Annotated in this window: 22 protein-coding genes; 13 read left to right on the top strand and 9 right to left on the bottom strand. The window is 66.1% G+C overall.

The genetic code is table 11. The features are described from left to right. From GOC52_RS10810 to GOC52_RS10800, 3 genes are read right to left on the bottom strand one after another with little or no spacing between them, the layout of a single operon-like run. Entirely contained in the window at nucleotides 1-477 is a 477-nt protein-coding gene (locus GOC52_RS10810; protein ID WP_191849361.1) for a MaoC family dehydratase, read from the bottom strand. After that, a complete protein-coding gene (locus GOC52_RS10805) occupies nucleotides 474-1,352 on the bottom strand; it encodes an alpha/beta fold hydrolase (protein ID WP_071305233.1) in 879 nt (292 codons plus the stop codon). The genes GOC52_RS10810 and GOC52_RS10805 overlap by 4 nt, the downstream gene beginning before the upstream one ends. 32 nt (nucleotides 1,353-1,384) lie before the next feature. Continuing rightward, nucleotides 1,385-3,559, bottom strand: a complete 2,175-nt coding sequence (locus GOC52_RS10800; protein ID WP_191851445.1) for a TonB-dependent receptor — start codon at nucleotides 3,557-3,559, stop codon at nucleotides 1,385-1,387. 221 nt (nucleotides 3,560-3,780) lie between these two features. Here GOC52_RS10800 and GOC52_RS10795 point away from each other — a divergent pair, with 221 nt between their 5' ends. The 4 genes from GOC52_RS10795 (at nucleotide 3,781) to GOC52_RS20760 (ending at nucleotide 6,828) form a co-directional block, all read left to right on the top strand. Next, complete coding sequence (locus GOC52_RS10795; protein WP_143993703.1) at nucleotides 3,781-4,785, top strand: extracellular catalytic domain type 1 short-chain-length polyhydroxyalkanoate depolymerase; 1,005 nt, start codon at nucleotides 3,781-3,783, stop codon at nucleotides 4,783-4,785. Nucleotides 4,786-4,870: 85 nt separating this feature from the next. Next, nucleotides 4,871-5,227 carry an excalibur calcium-binding domain-containing protein gene (locus GOC52_RS20865; protein WP_088479247.1) on the top strand — a complete coding sequence of 119 codons (357 nt, stop codon included), beginning with the start codon at nucleotides 4,871-4,873 and terminating at the stop codon, nucleotides 5,225-5,227. A 134-nt stretch (nucleotides 5,228-5,361) separates the two neighbouring features. Next, a complete protein-coding gene (locus tag GOC52_RS10785; RefSeq protein WP_057504109.1) occupies nucleotides 5,362-6,177 on the top strand; it encodes a S1 family peptidase in 816 nt (271 codons plus the stop codon). Between the two features lie 78 nt (nucleotides 6,178-6,255). Then, nucleotides 6,256-6,828 carry a hypothetical protein gene (locus tag GOC52_RS20760; protein WP_238794387.1) on the top strand — a complete coding sequence of 191 codons (573 nt, stop codon included), beginning with the start codon at nucleotides 6,256-6,258 and terminating at the stop codon, nucleotides 6,826-6,828. Here the strand turns inward: GOC52_RS20760 and GOC52_RS10780 are convergent. Genes GOC52_RS10780 through msuE form a run of 3 tightly spaced genes read right to left on the bottom strand, consistent with a single transcriptional unit; the run spans nucleotide 6,785 to nucleotide 9,481 of the window. Next, nucleotides 6,785-7,819 carry a methionine synthase gene (locus GOC52_RS10780; RefSeq protein WP_191849359.1) on the bottom strand — a complete coding sequence of 345 codons (1,035 nt, stop codon included), beginning with the start codon at nucleotides 7,817-7,819 and terminating at the stop codon, nucleotides 6,785-6,787. The two genes, GOC52_RS20760 and GOC52_RS10780, sit on opposite strands and share 44 nt — an antisense overlap. A 39-nt stretch (nucleotides 7,820-7,858) precedes the next feature. Next, nucleotides 7,859-8,836, bottom strand: coding sequence for a DUF1852 domain-containing protein (locus GOC52_RS10775; protein ID WP_191849357.1), 978 nt, complete (start codon nucleotides 8,834-8,836; stop codon nucleotides 7,859-7,861). Nucleotides 8,837-8,893: 57 nt separating this feature from the next. Next, nucleotides 8,894-9,481 carry an FMN reductase gene (msuE, locus tag GOC52_RS10770; protein ID WP_191849356.1) on the bottom strand — a complete coding sequence of 196 codons (588 nt, stop codon included), beginning with the start codon at nucleotides 9,479-9,481 and terminating at the stop codon, nucleotides 8,894-8,896. Nucleotides 9,482-9,556: 75 nt separating this feature from the next. On the opposite strand from msuE, the gene GOC52_RS10765 reads away from it, so the two are divergent. Both GOC52_RS10765 and GOC52_RS10760 read left to right on the top strand, forming a co-directional pair. Beyond that, entirely contained in the window at nucleotides 9,557-10,471 is a 915-nt protein-coding gene (locus tag GOC52_RS10765; protein ID WP_053443057.1) for a LysR family transcriptional regulator, read from the top strand. Further along, nucleotides 10,471-11,343, top strand: a complete 873-nt coding sequence (locus GOC52_RS10760; RefSeq protein ID WP_049481167.1) for a methylenetetrahydrofolate reductase — start codon at nucleotides 10,471-10,473, stop codon at nucleotides 11,341-11,343. Before GOC52_RS10765 ends, GOC52_RS10760 begins: the two co-directional genes overlap by 1 nt. A 6-nt stretch (nucleotides 11,344-11,349) precedes the next feature. Here the strand turns inward: GOC52_RS10760 and GOC52_RS10755 are convergent, their stop codons facing one another. Beyond that, nucleotides 11,350-12,501, bottom strand: a complete 1,152-nt coding sequence (locus tag GOC52_RS10755) for a serine hydrolase domain-containing protein (protein WP_100050560.1) — start codon at nucleotides 12,499-12,501, stop codon at nucleotides 11,350-11,352. 234 nt (nucleotides 12,502-12,735) lie between these two features. On the opposite strand from GOC52_RS10755, the gene GOC52_RS10750 reads away from it, so the two are divergent. Then, on the top strand, nucleotides 12,736-13,263 hold the full coding sequence (locus GOC52_RS10750) for a DUF6622 family protein (RefSeq protein ID WP_053443055.1): 528 nt from the start codon (nucleotides 12,736-12,738) through the stop codon (nucleotides 13,261-13,263). Between the two features lie 108 nt (nucleotides 13,264-13,371). Beyond that, nucleotides 13,372-13,752 carry a hypothetical protein gene (locus tag GOC52_RS10745; RefSeq protein WP_019337724.1) on the top strand — a complete coding sequence of 127 codons (381 nt, stop codon included), beginning with the start codon at nucleotides 13,372-13,374 and terminating at the stop codon, nucleotides 13,750-13,752. A gap of 61 nt (nucleotides 13,753-13,813) precedes the next feature. On the opposite strand, the gene GOC52_RS10740 is transcribed toward GOC52_RS10745, so the two are convergent. Continuing rightward, on the bottom strand, nucleotides 13,814-14,716 hold the full coding sequence (locus GOC52_RS10740) for a LysR family transcriptional regulator (RefSeq protein ID WP_010485668.1): 903 nt from the start codon (nucleotides 14,714-14,716) through the stop codon (nucleotides 13,814-13,816). 109 nt (nucleotides 14,717-14,825) lie between these two features. Here GOC52_RS10740 and GOC52_RS10735 point away from each other — a divergent pair, with 109 nt between their 5' ends. From GOC52_RS10735 to GOC52_RS10715, 5 genes are all read left to right on the top strand, one after another. Next, entirely contained in the window at nucleotides 14,826-15,947 is a 1,122-nt protein-coding gene (locus tag GOC52_RS10735) for a 4-oxalomesaconate tautomerase (RefSeq protein ID WP_191851443.1), read from the top strand. Between the two features lie 75 nt (nucleotides 15,948-16,022). After that, nucleotides 16,023-17,081, top strand: a complete 1,059-nt coding sequence (locus GOC52_RS10730) for an ABC transporter substrate-binding protein (protein WP_049409879.1) — start codon at nucleotides 16,023-16,025, stop codon at nucleotides 17,079-17,081. Nucleotides 17,082-17,095: 14 nt separating this feature from the next. After that, a complete protein-coding gene (locus GOC52_RS10725; protein ID WP_005416613.1) occupies nucleotides 17,096-17,929 on the top strand; it encodes an ABC transporter ATP-binding protein in 834 nt (277 codons plus the stop codon). Beyond that, nucleotides 17,913-18,689 carry an ABC transporter permease gene (locus GOC52_RS10720; RefSeq protein WP_005409726.1) on the top strand — a complete coding sequence of 259 codons (777 nt, stop codon included), beginning with the start codon at nucleotides 17,913-17,915 and terminating at the stop codon, nucleotides 18,687-18,689. The genes GOC52_RS10725 and GOC52_RS10720 overlap by 17 nt, the downstream gene beginning before the upstream one ends. A 134-nt stretch (nucleotides 18,690-18,823) precedes the next feature. Further along, nucleotides 18,824-20,257, top strand: coding sequence for an OprO/OprP family phosphate-selective porin (locus GOC52_RS10715; RefSeq protein ID WP_019337720.1), 1,434 nt, complete (start codon nucleotides 18,824-18,826; stop codon nucleotides 20,255-20,257). Between the two features lie 24 nt (nucleotides 20,258-20,281). Here GOC52_RS10715 and GOC52_RS10710 read toward each other — a convergent pair whose 3' ends face one another. Continuing rightward, on the bottom strand, nucleotides 20,282-21,529 hold the full coding sequence (locus GOC52_RS10710) for an arsenic transporter (RefSeq protein ID WP_043395889.1): 1,248 nt from the start codon (nucleotides 21,527-21,529) through the stop codon (nucleotides 20,282-20,284). Nucleotides 21,530-21,672: the final 143 nt, after the last annotated feature.

Genomic DNA, 21,672 nt, shown 5'->3' with positions numbered 1-21,672 from the left:
CTAGGAGGCGATCACGATCAGTGACAGCTGCTCAGCGACCAGTGCCAGCTCGCCATCGGCGACCCGCTCGACGGCCTTGCGCTGGGTCAGCAGCCACTGGCCGGGCTGCCGCGCGTCCAGTGACACCAGCTGCGAGCGTACCCGCACCTCGGACCCGCTCGGCACCGGCGCCAGGAAGCGGACCTTGTTCAAGCCGTAGTTGAGCACATGGGCGATGCCGGGGAAGCCAGCGAGGGCGGCCACATCGTCCTCCACCGTCAGCGAGAGCAGCAGGAAGCCGTGTGCGATGGTCTGCCCACCCGGCATCTGCGCCTGCGCCCGCGCTGGATCGACATGGATCCAGTTGTGGTCGCCGGTGGCGTCGGCAAAAGCATCGATGCGCGCCTGGTCCACGCGGGTCACGCCACTCAGCCGCTCACTGGCGGCCCACTGCTGCAACGCCAGCAGGGCGGGAGGCAGGTCGCTGTCCGCACTCACGCCACACGCTCCAGCAAGGTCAGGATCGCGTCACGCGCCTCTGGCTCGGACAGCATCGGCGCGTGCCCCACATCGGGCACCTCCACCAGGCGGGCACTTTCCGAGGTGGCCGCCATCTGCCGCGCGACATCGGCCGGCAGAATGTCGGACAGCGCACCGCGTACCACCAGCACCGGCACCCGTGCGGTCAGCCCGCGGACCGCACGCCACAGCAGCGGACGCAACAGCCACAGCAACCATGGCCGGGTAGTACGGATCACTGCCGGGTCGTAGTCCAGTTCCAGCAGGCCATCGCTGCGCGGGCGGAAGGTGCGCACCGCCATCTGCCGCCAGTCGTCGGTGCTGAAGCGCGGGAACGCAGCCTTGCCGATGGATTCCACGTAGGCCGTGGCCTGCACCAGGTCCATCGGCGGGACCGGCTTGCCGGCGTACTTGCCGATCCGTGCCAGCGCCTCGCGTGGCACCTTGGGGCCGGCATCGTTGAGCACCGCCCCGGAAATCCGCCCGGGCGCGCGCGAGGCGAGGGTGATGGTCACCAGCACGCCCAGCGAGGTGCCGATGAACACCGCCTTGTCGATGTTCTGCGAGCGCAGCAACGCAACCATGTCATCCGCATAGGCACGCGGGTTGTAGCTGGACGGGTGATATGCGCGTTCCGAGCCTGCACGACCACGCAGGTCGACCGCGATCACGCGCCAGCCCTCGGCGGTGAGTACATCGGCAAGCGCATCGAAGTCGGCACCATTGCGGGTCAGTCCTGGAATGCAGACCACTGTGCCACGCGCTGCCTGCCCCGCATCGGGTGCATGGTCGCGCGCATGCAGGCGCAATCCATCATTGCTGTTCCAGTACAGGTCGTCGTAAGACTGCGTCATGCAGAAGCTTCCTGAAGATCGTAACGGATGCGCTAGAAATCGTAACGGACGCTGAGGCTATATTGGCGCGGTGGGCCATAGAAGCCAATCAGCGTGCCGACCGCCGGGATGTTGTAGCCGGTGGTGCGGTATTCCTTGTCGGCCAGGTTGGTGCCCTGCAGCGAGAAGGTCCACGCATCATCCAGGCGCCAGATGACGCCGGCATTGACCAGCCCGTAACCCTGCTGTCGGATCACCGGGCTCAGGTCAGTGGTCGGCCAGACCTCGCTCTGATAGCTGTAGCTCACCCGTGCCGACAGGTTGCTGCCGTTGGCCAGGTCGGTGCGGTATTCCACGTTGAACGCACCAGAGAATTCCGGGGCATTGGTGAACTTCATCTGCCTGGCCACGTTGATGCCACGGTCCATGTACTCGTCGTACTTGGTATCCAGCCATGCCAGGTTTCCGGAAATCAGCCAGTGCTGGCTGGGCAGGTACTGATACTCGACTTCCAGGCCTTTGACGGTACCGGCGCCGGCGTTGGTGAAGTCGCCGAAGAAGGAATCGTCGATGCCATCGCCGTTGGTATCCAGGCCGGTGAACACCGACAGCTGGATGTCCTTGTACTTGTTGTAGAACGCCGACAGGTTCAGGAACAGGCGCTGGTCGAGGAAGGCCATCTTGCTGCCGACTTCGTAGCTGTCCACGGTCTCGTCATCGAACGGCTCCGCCGAGCGCGGTACCGCCACCGCGTTGGCACGGATGTTGTAGCCACCGGACTTGAAGCCACGCGTCGCCAGGCCATAGACCATGATGTCCGGGGTGATCTGGTAGTCCAGCGAGACCTTGGGCGAGACGTTCTTGAAGTTGGTCTTCTTGTCGAAATCGGCGGTCACCGCCACCGGCCGGCTGAAGCCCGGGTCGGCGTAGAGGCGGTTCAGCACGATCGCGCGCTTGTCCTCGTCGGTGTAGCGGGCGCCGACATCGAGCTTCAGTCTGCTGGTCAGGTCGAAGGTCCAGTCCGCGTACAGCGCGATGCTGTCGGTCAGCACCTTGCCCTGGTTGTCGGCGAACTGGGCACTGAAGTAGTTGTTCTGGATCTGCCCGCCAGCTTCGCCGCTGAACTGGTACAGGCCGACCACGCCGCGCATCCGGCCGCCGGCATCGTAGTTCACCTGCACTTCGTTGCTGACCTGGTCGTCGTGGTAGGTGCCACCCACGTCGGCGAGCTTGACCGGCGCGGTATCGAAGTCGATGTTGGCCTCGCTGTCCGATTCACGCTTGGCGATCACGTACTTCAGTGCGATGTCTTCGTTCGGCCGCCAGTTCACCGTGGCCGAGGCGCCCTTGCTCTCCACGTTGTTGAGGTTGCGCATGCCCGAGCGGATGTCATAGCGGCTGTCCATCGGCGGGTAGGCGCGCAGGAACGGATTGGGCGCCAGCATCTTCGAGCCGCGCATGCCGGACTGATCGTCGATCCAGTCCAGTGCGAACTGCACGTCGAAGTCATCGCCCGCATACGCGCCCAGGTTCAGGCGTGCCGCGTTGATCTGCTTGTCGCTGACCGGCTGGCCGTTGAAGGTGTTCTCGCCAAACCCGTCGTGGTTCATGCTGGCCACCGCCACACGGGCGCGCAGGCCGCTGTCGGCACCGCCGATCGGGCCACCGATGGCCGCCTTCGCATCCAGCTGGCTGTAGTTGCCCACGGTGATCTGGGCGAAGCCCTCGGTCTGGGTGGGCAGGCCGCGCGAGATGTACTTGATCGCGCCGCCGATGGTGTTCTTGCCATACAGCGTGCCCTGCGGGCCGCGCAGCACCTCGATGCGCGAGACATCGAACACATCCAGCAGCGCACCCTGCGGACGCGCGATATAGACGTCGTCCAGGTAGATGCCCACGCCCGGATCGGCGCCCCAGGTGGGATCGGACTGGCCGATGCCACGGATGTAGGCGGTGACCGTGCTGCTGGCGCCGCGGGCAGCGTAGATGGTCAGGTTGGGCACCTGCGCATCCAGGTCGCTGATGTCCTGGACATTCATCTTGTCCAGCGCCTCGGAGGTAAACGCAGTGACGGCAACCGGCACCTCCTGCAGGGTTTCCTCGCGCTTGCGTGCGGTGACCTTGATGCTGCCCAGGTTGGTGGGTGATGCAGTCCTGCTCACCGTCGGCGTGGCCTGGGGCGCTTCCTGTGCCAGTACCGGCCCGGAGGCCAGCAGCGCGCCGATCATGAGACTCAAACAATTCCGTTTCATTCGGTCCTCCCCCAGGCAGGTGCTTGCAGATGGCCCATTGCCACCCCTGCAGCCAAGGCTAGCGGTGTCATCGGGCAGCGGCGAGTGGACCTAGGTCCAGTCGGCAGCGGCCGCCGGATGCGGATACTGGGCGCGCCCCCAGCCGGAAGCGCATCCCGGTACCCCTTCATCCACGACTCACGCATGAGGATCTGGCCATGAAATCCGGAATCGATTCGATCAAGGTTGTACTGCTGATACTGTGCAGTTGGCTGGCGATGGCGGGCAGCGCCGTTGCCGCAGGCCCGGCCGGGCATTGGGACATTGGCCTGTACGGCAATCTGTTCGGCGCCCGCGAATACCAGGTGTGGGTGCCCGCCGGCTACGACGACACACAACCGCTGCCTCTGCTGCTGGTGCTGCACGGCTGCGTGACCGGGCCGAACCTGATGGGCGATGCCTCGGGCTTCAACGATGTGGCCGACACCGAAGGCTTCATCGTGGTCTACCCGCGGCAGAACGTCACCTCCAATCCGGCCCGCTGCTGGAACTGGCAGCTGCCGATCAACCAGGCACGCGACAGTGGCGAGCCCTCGCTCCTGGCCGGCATCGTGGAAAAGGTGAAGGCGGCTTACAGCGTTGATCCGCATCGCGTGTACGTCACCGGCATTTCGGCGGGCGGCGCGATGACCTCGATCATGCTGGGCTGCTATTCGGACGTGTTCGCCGCAGGTGCCATCCATTCCGGTGGCATGTTCAAGGGCGCGACCACGATTTCCGGCAGCGCCTACGCACTGTTGGCTGGCAGCATCTACTCGCCGGACAGCAACGGTCGCCTGGCATGGCAGTGTTCGGGTTCGCCGTCGCCGCGACCGCTGCCGGTGCTGGTGTTCCATGGCAGCGCCGACCTCACCGTCAACCCGGTGAACGGGCAGCAGGCCGTGCGCCAGTTCCTGCAGACCAATGACCTGGCCGACGACGGCATGGACAACGATTCGGTGAAGTACGTGCCCACCAGCACCTATCACGGCCAGGTGCCGGGCGGCCGCGCGTATACCGTCGACACCTACGCGTACGGCGGCAGGACGCTGGTCCAGCACTATGTGGTGCAGGGCATGGGGCATGCCTGGAGCGGCAGCCAGTCGGGCCTGCCATTCACCGACCCGAAGGGGCCGGATGCCACCTTGATCACCTGGTTGTTCCTGAAGGACTACCAGCGCTGAGTGGTCGCCGCTGCAGCGTCAAGCCTGGCGGTCGAGACACCATGCTAGCCTTCCCTTTGGCAGGATTGCCTGACAGGGGGAAGGCATGGATACCCGGCGCCGAGATTCCATCGTATTGGCTGCATCCGGCATGCTCGCACTGGCACTGTCCGCCAATGCGCTCGCGCATCCGGGCGGGCTCGACAAGCAGGGTTGCCACACCAACCGGAAAACAGGTGAGTATCACTGCCATCGAGGCGCTCCAGCCGCCCCTCGATACGTCGACACTCCGCGCAGCAGTTTCGCCCCTGCCCCCGCGCGCGGTTCCCGGGCATTTGCCAACTGCGCGGAGGCCCGCGCCGCCGGGGTTGCGCCGGTACGGCGTGGTGATCCGGGGTATGGCCCGCACCTCGATCGTGACAATGACGGCGTGGGCTGCGAACCCTATCGGGGCCGCAGGTAGGGCATGGCCCACCTGGCTTCAACTCCCGTTTCCCCGGGTTCGTCGGCCATCGCCGGGAGTGGTCGCACGATCTCCCCGTATTGCAGGGATATCCCCTAGGCTGTTGTGATTGAACTGCAAGGATGAAAGCAATCATGAACCGCTGGATTTTCCTGGCATTGGCCACGCTCCCGTTCGCCGCCGGTGCCGTGGTCATCCGCGATGATGTTGACGATGCCAGGTACCGGATCGACGCATCGGTGTTCCCGGCACTTGCAGACATGCCGGGCGAGGGGCACGGCGTCCTGATCGCACCGCAGTGGGTGCTGACTGCCGCGCATGCCGCGCCGATGGAGGGGATGGATGCCACGATCACCATCGATGGGAAGGGCTACGGCGTCGAGCGTGTCTTCCTGCACCCCGGCTACCGGAGGATGCCCGAGGCGCTGGGCAAGGAAGCGATGGCAACCGGGAGCGCATCGAAAATCCATGCGTTTCTGGCAGCGTCGGACGACATTGCACTGATCAGACTTGCCGCCCCGGTGAGCGGTGTGCCGCCGGTCGCACTCTACCGTGGCGCCGACGAGGTCACGCAGGTCGCCTCCCTGATAGGGAAAGGCGCCACCGGCAACGGTGCCGTGGGGCTGGCGCCCGGCGGGTCGCATCGTACGACGCTGCGGCGAGCCTGCAACGCGATCACCGGCGGCAACACGCGCTATCTCTGGTACCGGTTCGATCCACCTCCGCAGGGCCTTCCCCTTGAGGGCGTGCTCGGCAACGGCGACAGCGGCGGCCCGCTGCTGATCAGTAAGGAAGGGACCTGGCAGCTGGTGGGCCTCGGCTCCTGGATCACCGCCGTTCCCGAGCATGCGCTAGAGGCGGGCTTCTATGGCCAGGTGGTTTACAACGTCCGCGTGTCCCGCTACCTCAACTGGATCGAAAGCATCATCGAGCGTGATGCGTCACGTTAATGGTGCATCCGGGCAGCCTTCCGCGCAGGTGTTCGCCCGGTCTCAAGTCATGAGACGGGTGTTCGTATCCTTCCCGCCATGGCCTCTTCTTCGTTCAAATTCCCTGCGTGCATGACCGCCTCCCGGCCATCCGGGTGGGTGCAAAGCGGCGAGCGCTGGGATCTGTGGTGGAACGGCCGTTCGGTGGCCAGTATCGTGCCGCATGCCGTGCTCGGGTTCCGCCTGTATCTGGACGCACGCAAGATGTCACAGGCCAAGGTCGTGTCCGCCGCCAGCGCCCGTCAGGCCAAGCGCTACGCCGAGCGCTGGTGTGCTGCACGGCTCTGCCCGCAGTTGCCTCTGCGCGATGCGGTGGCGCGGTTGGTGGCTGTTGCGCCCGGCGCGGGCGCCGTGCCCTCGCAGGTGCTGACGCGGGAGCAGCGGCAGCAGGCCCGGCGCCTGGCTGAAGCCGGGGCAGGGGAGATGGGGAGGATCAAGGAAGCGCTGACACCAAGGCCGCGCATGATGGCCGCCAGGCCCGAGGTGCAGGGACGAGGTGGAGCCTGGTCTGTACCCGGCCAGATTCCATCCTCCTCGCGCCGAAACGGGAACACATCTCCAGCCAGGGCTACACCGAAAGCTCCTCACGCACGATCCGGGCCCCTTCGCTGAGCGCACGCAGCTTGCCCCGTGCCACTTCACGGGCCAGCGGCGCCATGCCGCAGTTGGTGCTCGGGTAAAGCTTGTCGGCATCCACGAACTGCAGGGCCTTGCGCAGGGTGTTGGCTACTTCATCGGCGGTCTCCACCGTGCTGGACGCCACGTCGATGGCGCCGACCATCACTTTCTTGCCACGCACCAGCTCGATCAGGTCGATCGGTACGTGCGAGTTGTGGCATTCCAGCGAGATGATGTCGAGGTTGGAGGTCTGCAGCTTGGGGAACGACTCTTCATACTGCCGCCATTCCGACCCCAGCGTCTGCTTCCAGTCGGTGTTGGCCTTGATGCCGTAGCCGTAGCAGATGTGCACGGCGGTCTCGCACTTCAGTCCTTCGATCGCACGCTCCAACGCGGCTACGCCCCAGTCGTTCACTTCGTCGAAGAACACGTTGAAGGCCGGCTCGTCGAACTGGATGATGTCCACGCCAGCGGCTTCCAGCTCCTTTGCTTCCTCGTTGAGGATCTTCGCGAATTCCCAGGCCAGCTTCTCACGGCTCTTGTAGTGCGCGTCGTACAGCGTGTCGATCATCGTCATCGGGCCAGGCAGTGCCCACTTGATCGGCTGCGTGGTCTGCCGGCGCAGGAACTTCGCATCCTCCACGAACACCGGCTTCGGACGGCTCACGGCGCCGACCACGGTCGGCACGCTGGCATCGTAGCGGTTGCGGATGCGCACGGTCTCGCGCTTCTCGAAATCAACGCCGCTGAGGTGTTCGATGAAGGTGGTGACGAAGTGCTGCCGGGTCTGCTCGCCGTCGCTGACGATATCGATGCCGGCATGCTGCTGTTCCTGCAGGGACAGGCGCAGGGCATCCTGCTTGCCTTCAGTCAGGTCTTCGTCCTGCAGCTTCCAGGGCGACCAGAGCTTTTCGGGTTCTGCCAGCCAGGACGGCTTGGGCAGGCTGCCGGCGGTGGAGGTAGGGAGCAGTTTCTTCGTCGACATTGCGTCTTGTTTCCTGGGGGCGAATGGAAAATCGATGGATCAGCGGGCAGCCCACTGCTCAAGCACGGCGCGATACGGCTTGATGAAGTGTTCTTCGGTGAACTTGCCCTGCTTGACCGCCAGCTGGCTGCGCTCTTCGCGGTCGTAGACGATGCGGGTGGACGAATAGTCCTGGTGCTTCAGGCTGGGCTGGTAGACCTTGCCGGCCACAGAGTTGGCGTTGTAGATCTCCGGGCGGTAGATCTTCTGGAACGCTTCCATCGTGCTGATGGTGCCGATCAGTTCCAGATTCGAGTAATCCCCCAGCAGGTCGCCCTGGAAGTAGAAGGCAAGCGGCGCCACGCTGCCCGGTGGCATGAAGTAGCGCACCTGCAGGCCCATCTTGTCGAAATACTGGTCAGTGGGAGAGAACTCGCCCTGGCGGTATTCCACGCCCAGGATCGGATGGTGGTTCTCGGTGCGGTGGTAGGTCTTGCTGCTGGATACGCTGATGCAGATCACCGGCCCCTTGCTGAAGTTGGCACGGTAGGCGTCAGACTCCAGGAAGTGCTTGAACAGCTTGCCATGCAGGTCGCCAAAGCCTTCCGGAATGCCGAAGGTGGCCTTGCCCTCGTTGCTGGCCGGCAGCACCACGCTGAAATCGTAATCACGCACGTAGGACGAGAAATTGTTGCCGACGATGCCTTCGGTACGCGCGCCGGTCCGCGTGTCGACGATGGTCGGTTGCAGCACCTCGATCAACGGAAACGGATCGTTGCCGTCGGCGCCGTCGATGTGCATCTCCACCGAGATGATGTCCAGCTCGACGGCATAACGATCGGCGCTCGGGTTGTCCCAGTGCGCCAGGTCGTTGAAGCGGTTGTTGATCATGCTGAGGGTGTTGCGCAGGTTTTCCCGCCGGGAAGCGCCGCGCGCCAGATTGGCGAAATTGGTGGTGATGCGCGTGCCCTCGGCGGGCTGGTAGTCCTCGTTGAAGGGGATGCGCGTGATGCTGAAGGTGAAGGTGTCGTTCGTCATGGGCGGCGTTCCGTGATGCGGGGTGACATCCGGATGCGGGGCGAGCGCATCCGGCATTCAGGGTGCTGCGGCAGCCTCGAGGGCGGCGACGGGCTGGCGGGCCAGGGCCAGCAGTGGCATGGCTCGGTGGACCGCCAGTCGAGCGCGCTCGATCAGCGGTTCGTTGTGCACGCGGCCGTCGGCGAAATCGCGGTCGGTGGCATAGACGCCCAGCGGCAGGGTGCGGGCCTGGAAGAAGCTGAAGAGCGGCCGCAGCTGGTGGTCGATCACCAGCGCATGGCGCTCGCTGCCGCCGGTCGCGGCCAGCAGGATGGGGGTGTCGACCAGCGCATCCTGCTGGATGAAGTCGAAGAAATGCTTGAACAGCCCCGTGTACGAGCCGCGATAGACCGGTGTGCTCACCACGAGGACATCGGCCTGCTCGACGGCAAGCAGCTGGCGCTCGACAGCCTCGGGCAATTGTGAGCGCCACAGGGCGCCGGCCAGCTGCGGGGCGAGCTCGCCGAGCTCGATCAGATGGTGTTCGCAATGGACGTCGTTGCCGATCACGCCCAGCAGATGCTCGGCCAGGAGGGTGGCCCGCGAGGGGCGCTGCAGTCCGCCGGACACGGCGACGATACGGAGAGGGCGGTGGGATGAAGGCATGACCCGATCCTAGTCATGCCTTTCCATGACGTAAAATGGTATTACTTCACCTATCCATGAGTGAGATTCATCGTCATGCTGGAGCGCATCCACCTCAGCATCGTGCAGCAGGTCGAGCAGCAGGGCTCGCTCACCGCCGCCGCCGGCGTGCTCAACCTGACCCAGTCGGCGCTCAGCCACAGCATGAAGAAGCTGGAGCAGCAGCTGGGTACCGAGGTCTGGCTGCGTGAGGGTCGCAGCCTGCGGCTGACCCAGGCCGGACAGTACCTGCTGGCAGTGGCCAACCGGGTGCTGCCGCAGCTGGACCTGGCCGAGGAGCGACTGCGCCAGTTCGCGCAGGGCGAGCGTGGCGCGTTGCGCATCGGCATGGAGTGCCATCCCTGCTACCAGTGGCTGCTGAAGATTGTCTCGCCCTACCTGGCGGCATGGCCGGACGTGGATGTGGACGTCAAGCAGAAGTTCCAGTTCGGCGGTATCGGCGCATTGTTCGGCTACGAGATCGACCTGCTGGTTACCCCCGACCCGCTGCTGAAGCCGGGCCTGAAGTTCATTCCCGTGTTCGACTACGAGCAGGTGCTGGTGGTGGCCGGGAACCATGCCCTGGCCAAGGTGGACTACGTAAAACCGCGCCAGCTCGGCCAGGAAGTGCTGATCAGTTATCCGGTGCCGTTCGAGCGCCTGGACATCTACAACCAGTTCCTGCTGCCGGCCGGCATCACGCCGCGGCGCCACAAGGCCATCGAAACCACCGACATCATGATGCAGATGGTGGCCAGCGGCCGCGGCGTGGCTGCCATGCCGCGCTGGCTGGTGGAGGAGTACGCCACGCGCATGGACGTGGTGCCCGTACGGCTGGGCGCCAAGGGCATCCCCAAGCAGATCTACCTGGGCGCGCGCGAGGCCGATACCGGTATCGACTACCTGCAGGCCTTCATCGAACTGGCCCGCAACAGCTCGCCGCTTGCCGGCAATGCACGCGAGGCGCGCTGATGCCGGTCGGTACCTCAGCGCACGCGGAAGCCTTCATCAACGCCTTTTCACTGGAAGTCAGCGCGAAGGCCATGCCCGCGCTGCGCGCCGAGGCGGATCGGATCCCGCGCGGTACGGTCATCTCCATTCCCTGGCTGGCCAGCGAGGATGACGACGCCCGCCTGGCCGCCGTGCGCACCGTGCGCGCGCTCGGATTCGAGCCGATGCCGCATCTCTCCGCGCGGCGCATCGGGTCACGCACAGCGCTTGAACGCTTCCTGGAGCGCGCCACCAGCGAAGCCGGGGTGGAGCGCTGCCTGCTGATCGCCGGTGACCTCGCGACGCCTGCCGGGCCGTTTGCCGACAGTGCTTCGATCATCGAGACCGGGCGTCTTGAGCGTTTCGGCATCAAGGTCGTAGGTATCGGCGGGCATCCGGAAGGCCATCCGGCGATGAGCGGCGACGCTCGCTGGCAGGTACTCGAACGCAAGTGCCAGGCCATCGAAGCGCGCCGCATGGCGCCTGTGATCGTCACCCAGTTCGCCTTCGATGCCGATGCCGTGCTGGCCTGGCTGGATGCACTGCGCGCGCGCGGCATCAGCGTTCCGGTGCTGGTCGGCGTGCCGGGCCCGGCCAGCGTCTCTCGCCTGCTGCGCTACGCCGCGATGTGCGGCGTGGGCGCCAGTGCATCGATGCTGGCCCGGTATGGCATCTCGATCGGCCGGCTGCTCGGCACGGCAGGGCCGGAGGTGTTCGTCGATCGCCTGGTGAAGGGGCTGACCCGCGCCCATGGCCAGGTCAGCCCGCATTTCTTCCCGTTCGGCGGTGTTGCGCCGTCGCTGGAGTGGGTGGCGCAGTACCGGCGGCGCATTTCCATCAGCCAGCGCCGATGATCTGCGTCATGGCATGGATCGCGTTGTCCGGGTGCCGGGTTGATCCAGCGAAGGCGCCGGCCTGGAAAGCCTCCCATTGCAGCGACGCATGCCCAGGTCGAGGCGCTCTGCAATGCCCTGCGGGTTGATGTCTCCGGCGCGATTGATCAGTACGACGAGCGTTCTTCGATCGGTGGGACGGTGCCGGAGATACCCGGTAAAGCCTGCGGTCCCGCCGCCATGGCCGACTACCTTTCCGCCATCGGAAACTTCCCAGCCGGCCCCCCAGCCCGCCTTGCTGCCATTGGCGAGGAGTGTGTCGCACCACATCCGCTTCAGGGCCGCCTCGGGCAACAGTCGATGCTGGTCCAGCGCCACAGCAAAGCGCGCCATGTCGTCGATGCTGGCGAGCAGGCCGCCGGCGGCCCATGCCGAGCCCGGAGCAGTGGGCGGTGGTGCGCGCCAGTGGCCATCCTGGAACAGACGCCCCTGGGCAACCCGGCGCCGATCGCCTGCACGACGCGGTCCCGCATCGCGCATGCCCAGCGGCGACAGTATCTCCTCCTGCAGAACCCGCCAGTAGTCCATGCCGGTTGCATGCTCTATGGCCAGGCCGAGCAGGATGTAGTTCGTATTGGAATAGGCGTGCCGCGCACCGGGCGCAAACGCCAGCGGCCGCTCGGCCACCTCTGCGAGCAATTCACGGGGGGCTGGATTCGTCGGCATCAACCGCAGGAAATTTTCTTCATTCAGATAGTTGGGAATGCCTGAGGTATGGCTCAGCAGCTGCAGCAGCGAAGTGGATGCCCATGCGGAAGGCAACCCTTCCACGTACTGGCCGATGGGCGCGGTGACGTCGAGCAGATGCCGCTGCTGGAGCCGGAAAATCAGCAGGGCCGTGAACAGCTTGGTGATCGACCCCAGTTCGAACACGGTATGGCGATCAATCGGTGCAGGCCGGGTGTCATTGAGCCGCCCGGTCGTGCACAGCGCGGCAATGCGCCCGTGATCGACCAGAACGGCCGCCATGCCAGGCTGCCGTTCGGCCTGCAGCAATGCGGTCAGCGAACCGCATCCCGCCAACGTCGCCCGGCTCGCCAGCGCCGACGGTGCTGACAGGCCGAAGCCAGTGGCCAGCAGCGCCGCACACAGGCGACGTCGAACAGGGTCGTGGTACATGCACGTGGCTCGCAGCGGCGTCGTGGTGATGGTAGCGCGGACTGAGGGCCGGCCCGCGCAGGGTGCACCGGGTGAATCCACCCCGACAGCTGCCGGGGACGCGCAGCATGCCGGCGGGTCATCCGCGATGGCTGACAGCTGTCACTGGCTGCAACCCGGGCGGAAGCGAATAGTGAGCGCCAATGCGAGGGCACCTCGCCACCACTCAGCCACCACTCATCAAGGGGACCGCTCATGAACATGCTCCAGCAACTCGCCTCGCAGACGCCGATCTGGGTCTGGCTGCTCCTGGCCTTCCTGGTCACCCGTGGCATCGCCGCCATGAAGCCTGCAGAAACCTCGCTGCACAAACTGGCGATCGTGCCCGCGCTGTTCGCCGTCTGGGGCGCGTGGTCGATCAGTCATCGCTTCGGCGCGTCGCTGGCCGCCTGGAGCGAGTGGCTTGCCGGCATAGCCACGGGCGCGGCACTTGCCTGGCTGCTGCTGAATCGATTGAAGCTGACGCTGGATCGCAGCACCGGCAAGCTCTGGCGCAGCGCGGACTTCAGCCTGCTGCCGCTGCTGCTGGTCACCTTCCTGGTGAAGTACGGCTTCGAAGTCGCATTTGCGGTGTCGCCGTCGCTGACCTCCCATGCCGGTTTCAGTGCGGCCTACCTGCTGCTGACGGGCGGGTTCACTGGCATCTTCGTCGGCAAGTACGCCCGGTACCTGGCCTCGTTGCGGATGGATGCGGCAGGCAAGGGGCTGGAAACCGCAGGCTGATTGATCTGGTAGTGCCGGCCGCTGGCCGGCTTCCCCATGCAGCGTTGCGCGGGGCTGGCGCAGGCGTCACGATGCCCGCCACTGGCCAACACCGGAAATGCTGACGTCATGAAGACCACATCCTGGTTCTGGATCAACGTGGCCAGTCACTTCGGCATTGTCGCAGCCCTGGCTTGGCTGCCCGCACGGTGGACGGGGCAACTTGTGGAAGCCCTGGCCGGGACTCAGCCGGCTATCGGCGACACCCGCCATTTGGCCTTCATAGGCTCCATGTTCGGCTTCTGCGTGACCGCACTGATCCTGATGGGGGTGTTGACTGTCACCGGCGAACTGCTGGGTTTCTCCAGGCCCTATGCGCGACGGTCGGAGGCCCAGAACGAAGCGCAGGCCGTCCACCGGAAGGTACTGCTGACTGCATTCGCCACGCTCTCATGGGTGGCCGTGGGATCGCTTGCAGGTATTGCGTCGATCTTCGCGGCCTCGTCATGAAGGGCGACCCTGTCAGCGCCCAGTGTGCCGGAACGGATGGGTGCGTGAACTGCGGGGCTGCTCACGCCTCCCCACGCCACTGGCTCATCAGCATCTGCAGGAATCGCTCCGCCGTGGGCGAGAGCAGGGCGCCGCGGCGGCGGACGATGCCGATCGTGCGTGACACCACCGGGTTGCCGATCGCGCGCGTCACCAGGGTGGGGTGATCCCCATCTGGCGTAGCCATCTTCGGCAGCACCGACACCCCGATGCCCGCCTCGACCATGCCCAGTGACGTCGACAGGTGGGTCACTTCGTAGTGCCAGCTCAACTTGAGGTTCTCGCGCGCCAGCGCACCATCCAGCAGCGTGCGGTTGCCGCTGGTGCGATGCACGGTGATCAACTGGTGCTCGGCCAGGTCGGCCCATTCCACCTTGCGCTTGCGCGCCAGCGGATGATCGCGACGGCACGCCAGCACGAACGGGTCCTCTGCCAGTACGTCGAAATCGAGATTCGGATCGTTGGCGCCCATGAAGTTGATGCCGAACTCCACTTCGCCACGTTCCACTGCCTGCAGACCCTCCGTGGCCGGGATATCCAGAATGCGGAAGCGCACGTTCGGGTGCGCTTCGTGGAAACGCGCCATCACGCTGGGCAGGAAGTAGAACGCCGCCGTCGGCAGGCAGGCGATGGTCACTGTCGCGCCGCGGGTGTCTTCGCGGCCGCGCAGCGAGAACAGTGATCCATCGAATTCCTCCAGCATGCGGCGCACCAGCGGCAGCAGGTTCTCGCCGACAGCGGTGGTACTGACGCTGCGCGTGGTGCGCTCCAGCAGCGGCGACCCCACCGCCTGTTCCAGTTTCTGGATACGCCGGCTGAGTGCTGGCTGGGAGACGTGCAGGATTTCCGCGGCGCGGTGGAAGCTGCGGGTCTCCGACACCAGCAGGAACGCACGCAGATCCAGGATTTCGCAATTGATGCTCATTGGGTATCATTCATCCAAAAATCAGCAATTCACAGATCAATTGGGGTCATGCCAGTATCGAATCACAGAGGGGTCATTCATCCCCTACGCGCATCAATCTAGCACACGTATGTCCAACGATCTGCTCAGCATTCCCTGCGTTCTCATGCGCGGCGGTACCTCCAAGGGCCCGTTCTTCCTGGCCAGCGACCTGCCGGCGGACACCGCCGAACGCGATCGCCTGCTGCTGGAAGTGATGGGATCGGGGCATCCGCTGCAGATCGATGGCATCGGCGGAGGCAACGCGCTGACCAGCAAGGTGGCGATCATCGACCGCTCCAGCCGTCCGGACGCCGATGTCGACTACCTGTTCGCCCAGGTACGGGTAGAGCAGCAGGTGGTGGATACCTCGCCGAACTGCGGCAACATGCTGGCGGCCGTAGGCCCGTATGCCATCGAGCGTGGGCTGGTGCAGGCGCAGGATCCGCAGACCGAGGTGCGCATCCACAACGTCAACACCGGCAAGCTGATCGTCGCCACGGTGGAAACGCCCGGCGGCAACGTGGTGTACCGAGGTGACACGCGCATTGCCGGCGCGCCGGGCTCGGCTTCGCCGGTCAGGCTCTCCTTCCTTGATGCCGCGGGCGCCCGCACCGGCAAGCTGCTGCCCAGCGGGCACGCGCAGGAGACCATTGATGGCGTGCCGGTCAGCCTGGTGGACTGCGCGATGCCGATGATGCTGGTGCGTGCCGAAGACCTGGGCATGCGCGGCGATGCCCCGCCCGCCGAACTGAACGCGGACGCGGTATTCATGCGCCGGCTGGAAGCGCTGCGCATCGAGGCGGGCGCCCGCATGGGCATCGCCGACGCCGGCAACAAGGTCATTCCGAAGCCGGTGCTGCTGTCGGCGCCGCAACATGGGGGCGATCTGCAGGTGCGCTATTTCATGCCGCATCAATGCCACACCGCGCTGGCCATTACCGGTGCCGTTGGCCTGGCCACCGCCGCCGTTACGCCGGGCACGCTGGCCCACACTTTGGTCGGATGCCTGTCCGTTCCCGGCCGCATTACCCTCGAACATCCGAGCGGGGCCCTGGAGGTGGGCCTCAGTCGCAGCTCGGGCGATTCGCCGGTGATTGCCAGCGTGGTCCGCACCGCGCGCCGCTTGTTCGAGGGGCGCGTGTACGCGACTTCGCCCGCGCCCACCACGGCCAGTGCCACCCAAGCCCGCCAATGGACGTCAGCGGCATGATCTGAACCCGGACGGGCCGGCGTAGACACGCATGCCCGCCATTACAACGTAGATGCTTCACTCCTGGGAGGGATGATGTACAAGCAGTTCTTGATGGCCGCGCTGTGCGCGGCTGGTCTGGCCGCGGCCGGATGCAGCAACAGCGGGCGCACCGAAGGCGCATCCGCCGGCGGTGGTGACAATGCACCGGTACGCATCAGCGTCGGCTCCTACAACCTCAACAACCTGCCGTTCTTCATCGCCGACGCAAAGGGCTATTTCAAGGATGTCGGTCTCGAAGTGAAGACCGAGAACTTCGCCCAGGGCGGCTCCAAGGTACTGCAGGCGCTGGTGGCCAATTCCACCGACGTGGCCGTCGGCTTCTACGACCACACCATCCAGATGCAGGCCAAGGGCAAGGACGTGGTGGCCTTCGTGCTGCTCTCGCGCAACTCCGGTCTGGTGATGGCCGGCCGAGAGGATGCCACCTTCGATCCGGCCCGCCCGGAGACCATCAAGGGGCAGAAGGTCGGCATTACCGCACCGGGCTCCTCGTCAGACTTCTTCGTCCGTCACTTCCTCGCCCAGCATGATATTCCGGCCGACAGCATCTCGCTGATCGGCGTCGGCTCGGGCGCCGCAGCGGTCGCCGCGCTGGAGCAGGGCAAGATCGACCTGCTGGTCAACTACGACCCGGCCGCCACCCTGATCACCGAGCGCAAGGTCGGGAAGATCCTCCTCGACGCGCGCAGCGATGACGGCGCCCGCCAGGTCTATGGCGGCCTGTACCCGACCTCGGTGATGTACGCCAACCAGAGCTTCCTGGACAAGCGACCGGAGGCGGCCGCGAAGATTGCCCGGGCCGAGCAGATGGCGCTGAAGTTCATCGCCGACAACAGCGCCGAGGAGATCGTCGCGGCCCTGCCGGACAGCTACGTCTCCGGCGACCGCGCCACCTATGCCCGCGCGGTGGAGAACGCCCGCGCGATCTTTACCCGGGACGGTCACTTCACGCCGGCCGACCTGGAAACCCCACTGAAGGTGCTGCGCGAGTTCAACACGGATGTGGCCAAGGCCAACATCGATCTGTCCAGGACCTACACCAATGCCTTCGTCGAGCGTGCCAACGCTGCGGCGCCGGCGGCCCAACCGTAAGCGGAGGTAACCCCATGGCCCTCAATGCCACCGTGCGCCAGCTCAACGGCGCGCCGCAGCTGGAGCCTGCACAGACCATGGTCGCCCTCAACAAGGTGACCATGTCCTTCGGCGAATTCACCGCCGTGCGTGATGTCGACATCCAGGTGGGTGACGGCGAGTTCCTTGCCATCGTCGGCCCGACCGGCTGCGGCAAGAGCACCATCCTCAATTCCGTGGCGGGTCTGCTGAAGCCGTCTTCCGGGCAGGTCAGCATCGACGGCCGCGCCGTCAGCGGTGTGCAGGAGTCGGTCGGCTACCTGTTCCAGCAGGATGCGCTGCTGCCGTGGAAGACGGCTTACCAGAATGTTGAACTCGGCCTGCGCTTCCGCGGCGTGCCCGAAGCCGAACGCAAGGCCAAGGCCAACGCGTGGCTGGCCAAGGTCGGCCTGGCCGGTTTCGAGCATCGCTACCCCCATCAGCTGTCCGGTGGTCAGCGCAAGCGTGTGCAGATGGCGCAGGCGCTGATCGTCGAGCCGAAGGTGATCCTGATGGATGAACCGTTCTCGGCGCTGGACATCCACACCCGGCACCTGATGCAGAACGAGCTGCTGCGCCTGTGGCAGGAGGACCGGCGCTCGGTGATCCTGATCACCCACGATCTGGAAGAAGCGATCGCCCTGGGGGATCGCGTGGTGGTGCTGTCCTCCGGCCCAGCCAGCCGCGTGGTGCGCAGCTTCGACGTGGATCTGGAGCGTCCGCGCAATGTGGCCGAGATCAAGCTGGATGACCGTTTCACCGACCTGTACCGCGACATCTGGGCCTGCCTGCGCGGCGAAGTGGAGAAGAGCTATGCACGCCAAGACTGACAAGTTCATCCAGCTGGCCCTGGTGGTCGCCGTGTTCGGCGGCTGGGAAGGCGGTATCGCGCTGGGCGTGATCGATCCGTTCTTCTTCCCTTCGCCGACAGCGATCGTGCAGCAGGCCTGGACCTGGTTGTCCGACACCTCGTTCTACCAGCACGTCTACATCACCCTGACCGAAACCGCGCTGGGCTACATCATTGGCACCGGCCTGGGTGTGGCTGGCGGCGTGTGGCTGGGCCTGAGCCGACGCTCGGCGCGCATCCTCGACCCCTTCATCAAAGGCTTCAACGCAATTCCGCGCGTAGTACTGGCGCCGATTTTCGTGTTGTGGCTGGGGCTGGGCCTGTGGTCGAAGGTGGCGCTGGCGGTCACCTTGGTGTTCTTCACCACGTTCTTCAATGCCATGCAGGGCGTGCGCGAGGTGAATCCGGTGGTGCTGGCCAATGCCCGCATCCTGGGCGCAAGCCGTAGCGACCTGCTGCGCCATGTCTACTTCCCTGCAGCAGCCAGCTGGATCCTGTCCTCGCTGCGCACCTCGGTGGGCTTCGCGGTGGTCGGCGCGATCATCGGTGAGTACCTCGGGGCCTCGGCGGGCCTGGGTTACCTGATCGCGCAGGCCGAGGGCAACTTCAATGCCGTGGGCGTGTTCGCCGGCATCATCATCCTGGCCGCCTTCGTGCTGGTCATCGACGCCCTGCTGGACGTGGTCGAGAACAAGCTGATCACCTGGCGTCCCAACGCCCAGGCACAGGCCACCAGCTGAACCGGCCGCGCTGAGCCGGCCCGCCGCGCCGCCGGACCGATCCGGCGGCGCGCACTTCCTCCCCCGATCTTCCCCCGCACCACCGCAACAGGCCAGCGCCGGGCCAGGGGGCCGGCTGGCCGGAGAGAGAGCCCATGAATCATTCCACCGTGCTGCCGCTGGCAGTGCTGCCGGTCGCGCTTGGCCTGCTGTTGGCCAGTGGCCATGTTGGCGCCCAGGCTGTTTCGTCCCCTCCCGCACCACTGAGCCAGGCCGAACTCTCACGCCTGGTGCAGCAGCAGGCGCTGCAGATCCAGCAGTTGGAGGCGCGCCTGCGTGCCGTGGAAGGCGGGCGCGGCACTTCCGGCGCGGCGGTCGCAACGCAGGCTCCCGCGCTGGACACCCGCATTGCCGCACTGGAATCCAGCCAGGCCAAGGCGCCCAAGGTCACTTGGTCCAAGGGCGCACCGGAATTCAGCAGTGCCGATGGCAGCGTGGTGTTCCGTCCGCGCGGACGCCTGTTCGTCGACGCATCCAGCACCGATGGGTCCTCAGTGAGTGACCGCAACATCTCCGGTACCGAGATCCGTTCGGTGCGGTTGGGCGCCGAAGGCCGCTACGGCATCCTCGGCTGGGCGGTGGAAGGTGACTTCGCCGACAACGCGGTGGCGTGGAAGTCGGTCTACGCCACCGTGGACCACCGCCTGTTCGGGCTGCCGGCCGACCTGACCGTGGGCAACCGCCTCAACGACCGGGGTATCGACGGCTCCAGCAGCACGTCCAACACGCCGTTCCAGGACCGCAACGTGGTCGGCACGCTGATGCTGCCGCAGCGCGGCCTGTTCGGTGTCGGCCTGACCGAGCGCGTGTACGGCAAGGACTGGCATGCCAGCCTGTCGGTGGCCGGCAACGATCTCAACAACACCGGCACCGACAACGACAGCCAGACCTGGGCCACGCGCGTGCATTGGAACCCGGTGGCCAACGAAGCGGTCACGGTGCACCTGGGGGCCTGGGCCTTCCATGAGGAGATCGCCGCAGGGGCCAGCGGCGTCGTCCGCAGTTCGGCCATCGCCGGGCACTTCAACGACCTGGTCAAGATCGCGCCGGGCACACTGCTGGGCGCCGAGCGCAGCACGGCCCATGGCGCGGAACTGGCAGGCTTCTTCGGGCCGGCCTGGGCGACCGGCGAATGGGGTACGCGCAACCTGCGCGGGGCCGACGCCAGCGGGCGCTACGATCTGGACCACCAGGCCTGGGCGATTTCGGCTGGCTGGTTCCTGGCCGGTGCAAGGCCGGCCTATTCGGGCAAGGCCGGCACCTGGGGCCGGGTCAAGGTGGCCGATCCTGTCACCCGCGGCGGCGCCGGGGCATGGGAACTGAAGGGGCGCTACGAGGATGTGGACTATGCCGAGCTGCCCAGTGGCGGTACCGGCCACGCGTGGACGCTGGGTGCGAACTGGTATCTCAACGACTTCAGCCGCGTGATGTTCGAGGCGATCCGTTGGCAGACCCGCAACCGCAGCGGCACCGGCCAGGGCAGGGATGAAGGCACCACCTTCAATACCCGCCTGCAGGTGGCATTCTAGAAGCGCATGCCGCTCGCGCGCCGATCAGAGCAGCAGCAACGCTCCGATCAACGCCGGCGGCATCACCAGCGCGCCGACGCGCAGGAAGTCGAGCGCGCTGACATGCTCGCCCTCGCGGCGCAGCGCCACCAGCCACAGCATCGTCGCCAGCGAACCGGTGACCGACAGGTTGGGTCCCAGATCCACACCGACCAGCAATGCGGCACGGGTCTGCGCCGGCAGGTCGGCCATCTGCCCCAGCGAACCGGCGGCCAGGCCGACCGGCAGATTGTTGGCTACGTTGCTCAGCAGCGCAGCCGCGCCACCGGCCAGCCAGCTGGCCTGGCGGGGAGATGCCTGCGCCAGGGCCTGCAGGGCGCTGGCCGCGGTCTGGATGACACCGGTCTGCGCCACCGCTTCCACCAGCACGAACAGTCCCGCCACCAGCGGCAACACGCCCCAGGACACGTGGCGCAGCAGTGGCAGCGGGCTGCGCCGCTGACGGATCGCCACCACCGCCACACTCAGCGTGCCCGCGCAGAACGTGGTCAGGCCCAATGGCCCGTTCAAGGCGGACGTGACCAGCAACACGGTGCCGGTGAACAGCACGCCCAGTGCGCTCAGCCGGCCGCCGTCGGTCAACGGGCGATGCGCCGGCGCGGCCACCAGCGGCTGGGCGATCTCGCGCCGGTGCACCCAGCGCAGGACCAGGTAGGTGGCACCGATCGCCGCCGCCGACGGCAGCGCGAACTGCGCCAGCCACTGCAGCAGCGGCGGCATGTGCTGGCCGTACACCACCAGGTTGGCCGGATTGGAAATAGGCAGCACGAAGCTGGCCGCATTGGCGATGAAGGCACAGACGAACAGGTAGGGCAGGGGATTGGCGCGCGCCGCCTTGCAGGCGGCGTAGACCGCTGGGGTCAGCACCACGGCCGTTGCATCGTTGGACAGGAACACCGTCACCAGCGTGCCGACCAAGAATACCAGGTCGAACAGGCGTCGCCCGGATCCGCCCGCATGCCGGACCGCGTACAACGCCACCCAATCGAACAGGCCTTCGCGCCGCGCCAGTTCGGCCAGCATCATCATGCCGACCAGGAAGAGGTAGACGTCGCGGCCTTCGGCCACCGCGCCCCATGCGGTGTGCAGCGACACCGCGCCCAGCAACGGCAAGAGGGCGGCAGCGCACAACGCCCACACATATTCGGGGATGCGGAAAGGACGGAACAGCAGGCCGATGGTGGCAACGGCGACCGCTGCCCAGATCACGAGGGGGGCTTGGGGGGCGAGCATGGAGTGGGGCTTCAGCGGCACCGGCAGCGACCCCGGCGCAGGGGGTCCTGGCGCGCGCGATCAGCGGATGGGCGGCCGCTGCAATCATCGCAGGTTCCGGGTCGCCGCATCATACCGTGCGGCGCGGCATGGCGACCGCTGCA

Source organism: Stenotrophomonas sp. SXG-1, from assembly GCF_014083965.1.
GTDB lineage: Bacteria > Pseudomonadota > Gammaproteobacteria > Xanthomonadales > Xanthomonadaceae > Stenotrophomonas > Stenotrophomonas geniculata.
The sequence above is the reverse complement of the archived record's forward strand: the minus strand, read 5'-3'. Positions and strand labels throughout refer to the sequence as shown.

Coding starts and splice junctions, on each gene's coding strand:
- GOC52_RS10805 (WP_071305233.1), bottom strand. CDS start 1,352: ATGACGCAGTCTTACGACGACCTGTACTGGAACAGCAATGATGGATTG.
- GOC52_RS10800 (WP_191851445.1), bottom strand. CDS start 3,559: ATGATCGGCGCGCTGCTGGCCTCCGGGCCGGTACTGGCACAGGAAGCG.
- GOC52_RS10795 (WP_143993703.1), top strand. CDS start 3,781: ATGAAATCCGGAATCGATTCGATCAAGGTTGTACTGCTGATACTGTGC.
- GOC52_RS20865 (WP_088479247.1), top strand. CDS start 4,871: ATGGATACCCGGCGCCGAGATTCCATCGTATTGGCTGCATCCGGCATG.
- GOC52_RS10785 (WP_057504109.1), top strand. CDS start 5,362: ATGAACCGCTGGATTTTCCTGGCATTGGCCACGCTCCCGTTCGCCGCC.
- GOC52_RS20760 (WP_238794387.1), top strand. CDS start 6,256: ATGGCCTCTTCTTCGTTCAAATTCCCTGCGTGCATGACCGCCTCCCGG.
- GOC52_RS10780 (WP_191849359.1), bottom strand. CDS start 7,819: ATGTCGACGAAGAAACTGCTCCCTACCTCCACCGCCGGCAGCCTGCCC.
- GOC52_RS10775 (WP_191849357.1), bottom strand. CDS start 8,836: ATGACGAACGACACCTTCACCTTCAGCATCACGCGCATCCCCTTCAAC.
- msuE (WP_191849356.1), bottom strand. CDS start 9,481: ATGCCTTCATCCCACCGCCCTCTCCGTATCGTCGCCGTGTCCGGCGGA.
- GOC52_RS10765 (WP_053443057.1), top strand. CDS start 9,557: ATGCTGGAGCGCATCCACCTCAGCATCGTGCAGCAGGTCGAGCAGCAG.
- GOC52_RS10760 (WP_049481167.1), top strand. CDS start 10,471: ATGCCGGTCGGTACCTCAGCGCACGCGGAAGCCTTCATCAACGCCTTT.
- GOC52_RS10755 (WP_100050560.1), bottom strand. CDS start 12,501: ATGTACCACGACCCTGTTCGACGTCGCCTGTGTGCGGCGCTGCTGGCC.
- GOC52_RS10750 (WP_053443055.1), top strand. CDS start 12,736: ATGAACATGCTCCAGCAACTCGCCTCGCAGACGCCGATCTGGGTCTGG.
- GOC52_RS10745 (WP_019337724.1), top strand. CDS start 13,372: ATGAAGACCACATCCTGGTTCTGGATCAACGTGGCCAGTCACTTCGGC.
- GOC52_RS10740 (WP_010485668.1), bottom strand. CDS start 14,716: ATGAGCATCAATTGCGAAATCCTGGATCTGCGTGCGTTCCTGCTGGTG.
- GOC52_RS10735 (WP_191851443.1), top strand. CDS start 14,826: ATGTCCAACGATCTGCTCAGCATTCCCTGCGTTCTCATGCGCGGCGGT.
- GOC52_RS10730 (WP_049409879.1), top strand. CDS start 16,023: ATGTACAAGCAGTTCTTGATGGCCGCGCTGTGCGCGGCTGGTCTGGCC.
- GOC52_RS10725 (WP_005416613.1), top strand. CDS start 17,096: ATGGCCCTCAATGCCACCGTGCGCCAGCTCAACGGCGCGCCGCAGCTG.
- GOC52_RS10720 (WP_005409726.1), top strand. CDS start 17,913: ATGCACGCCAAGACTGACAAGTTCATCCAGCTGGCCCTGGTGGTCGCC.
- GOC52_RS10715 (WP_019337720.1), top strand. CDS start 18,824: ATGAATCATTCCACCGTGCTGCCGCTGGCAGTGCTGCCGGTCGCGCTT.
- GOC52_RS10710 (WP_043395889.1), bottom strand. CDS start 21,529: ATGCTCGCCCCCCAAGCCCCCCTCGTGATCTGGGCAGCGGTCGCCGTT.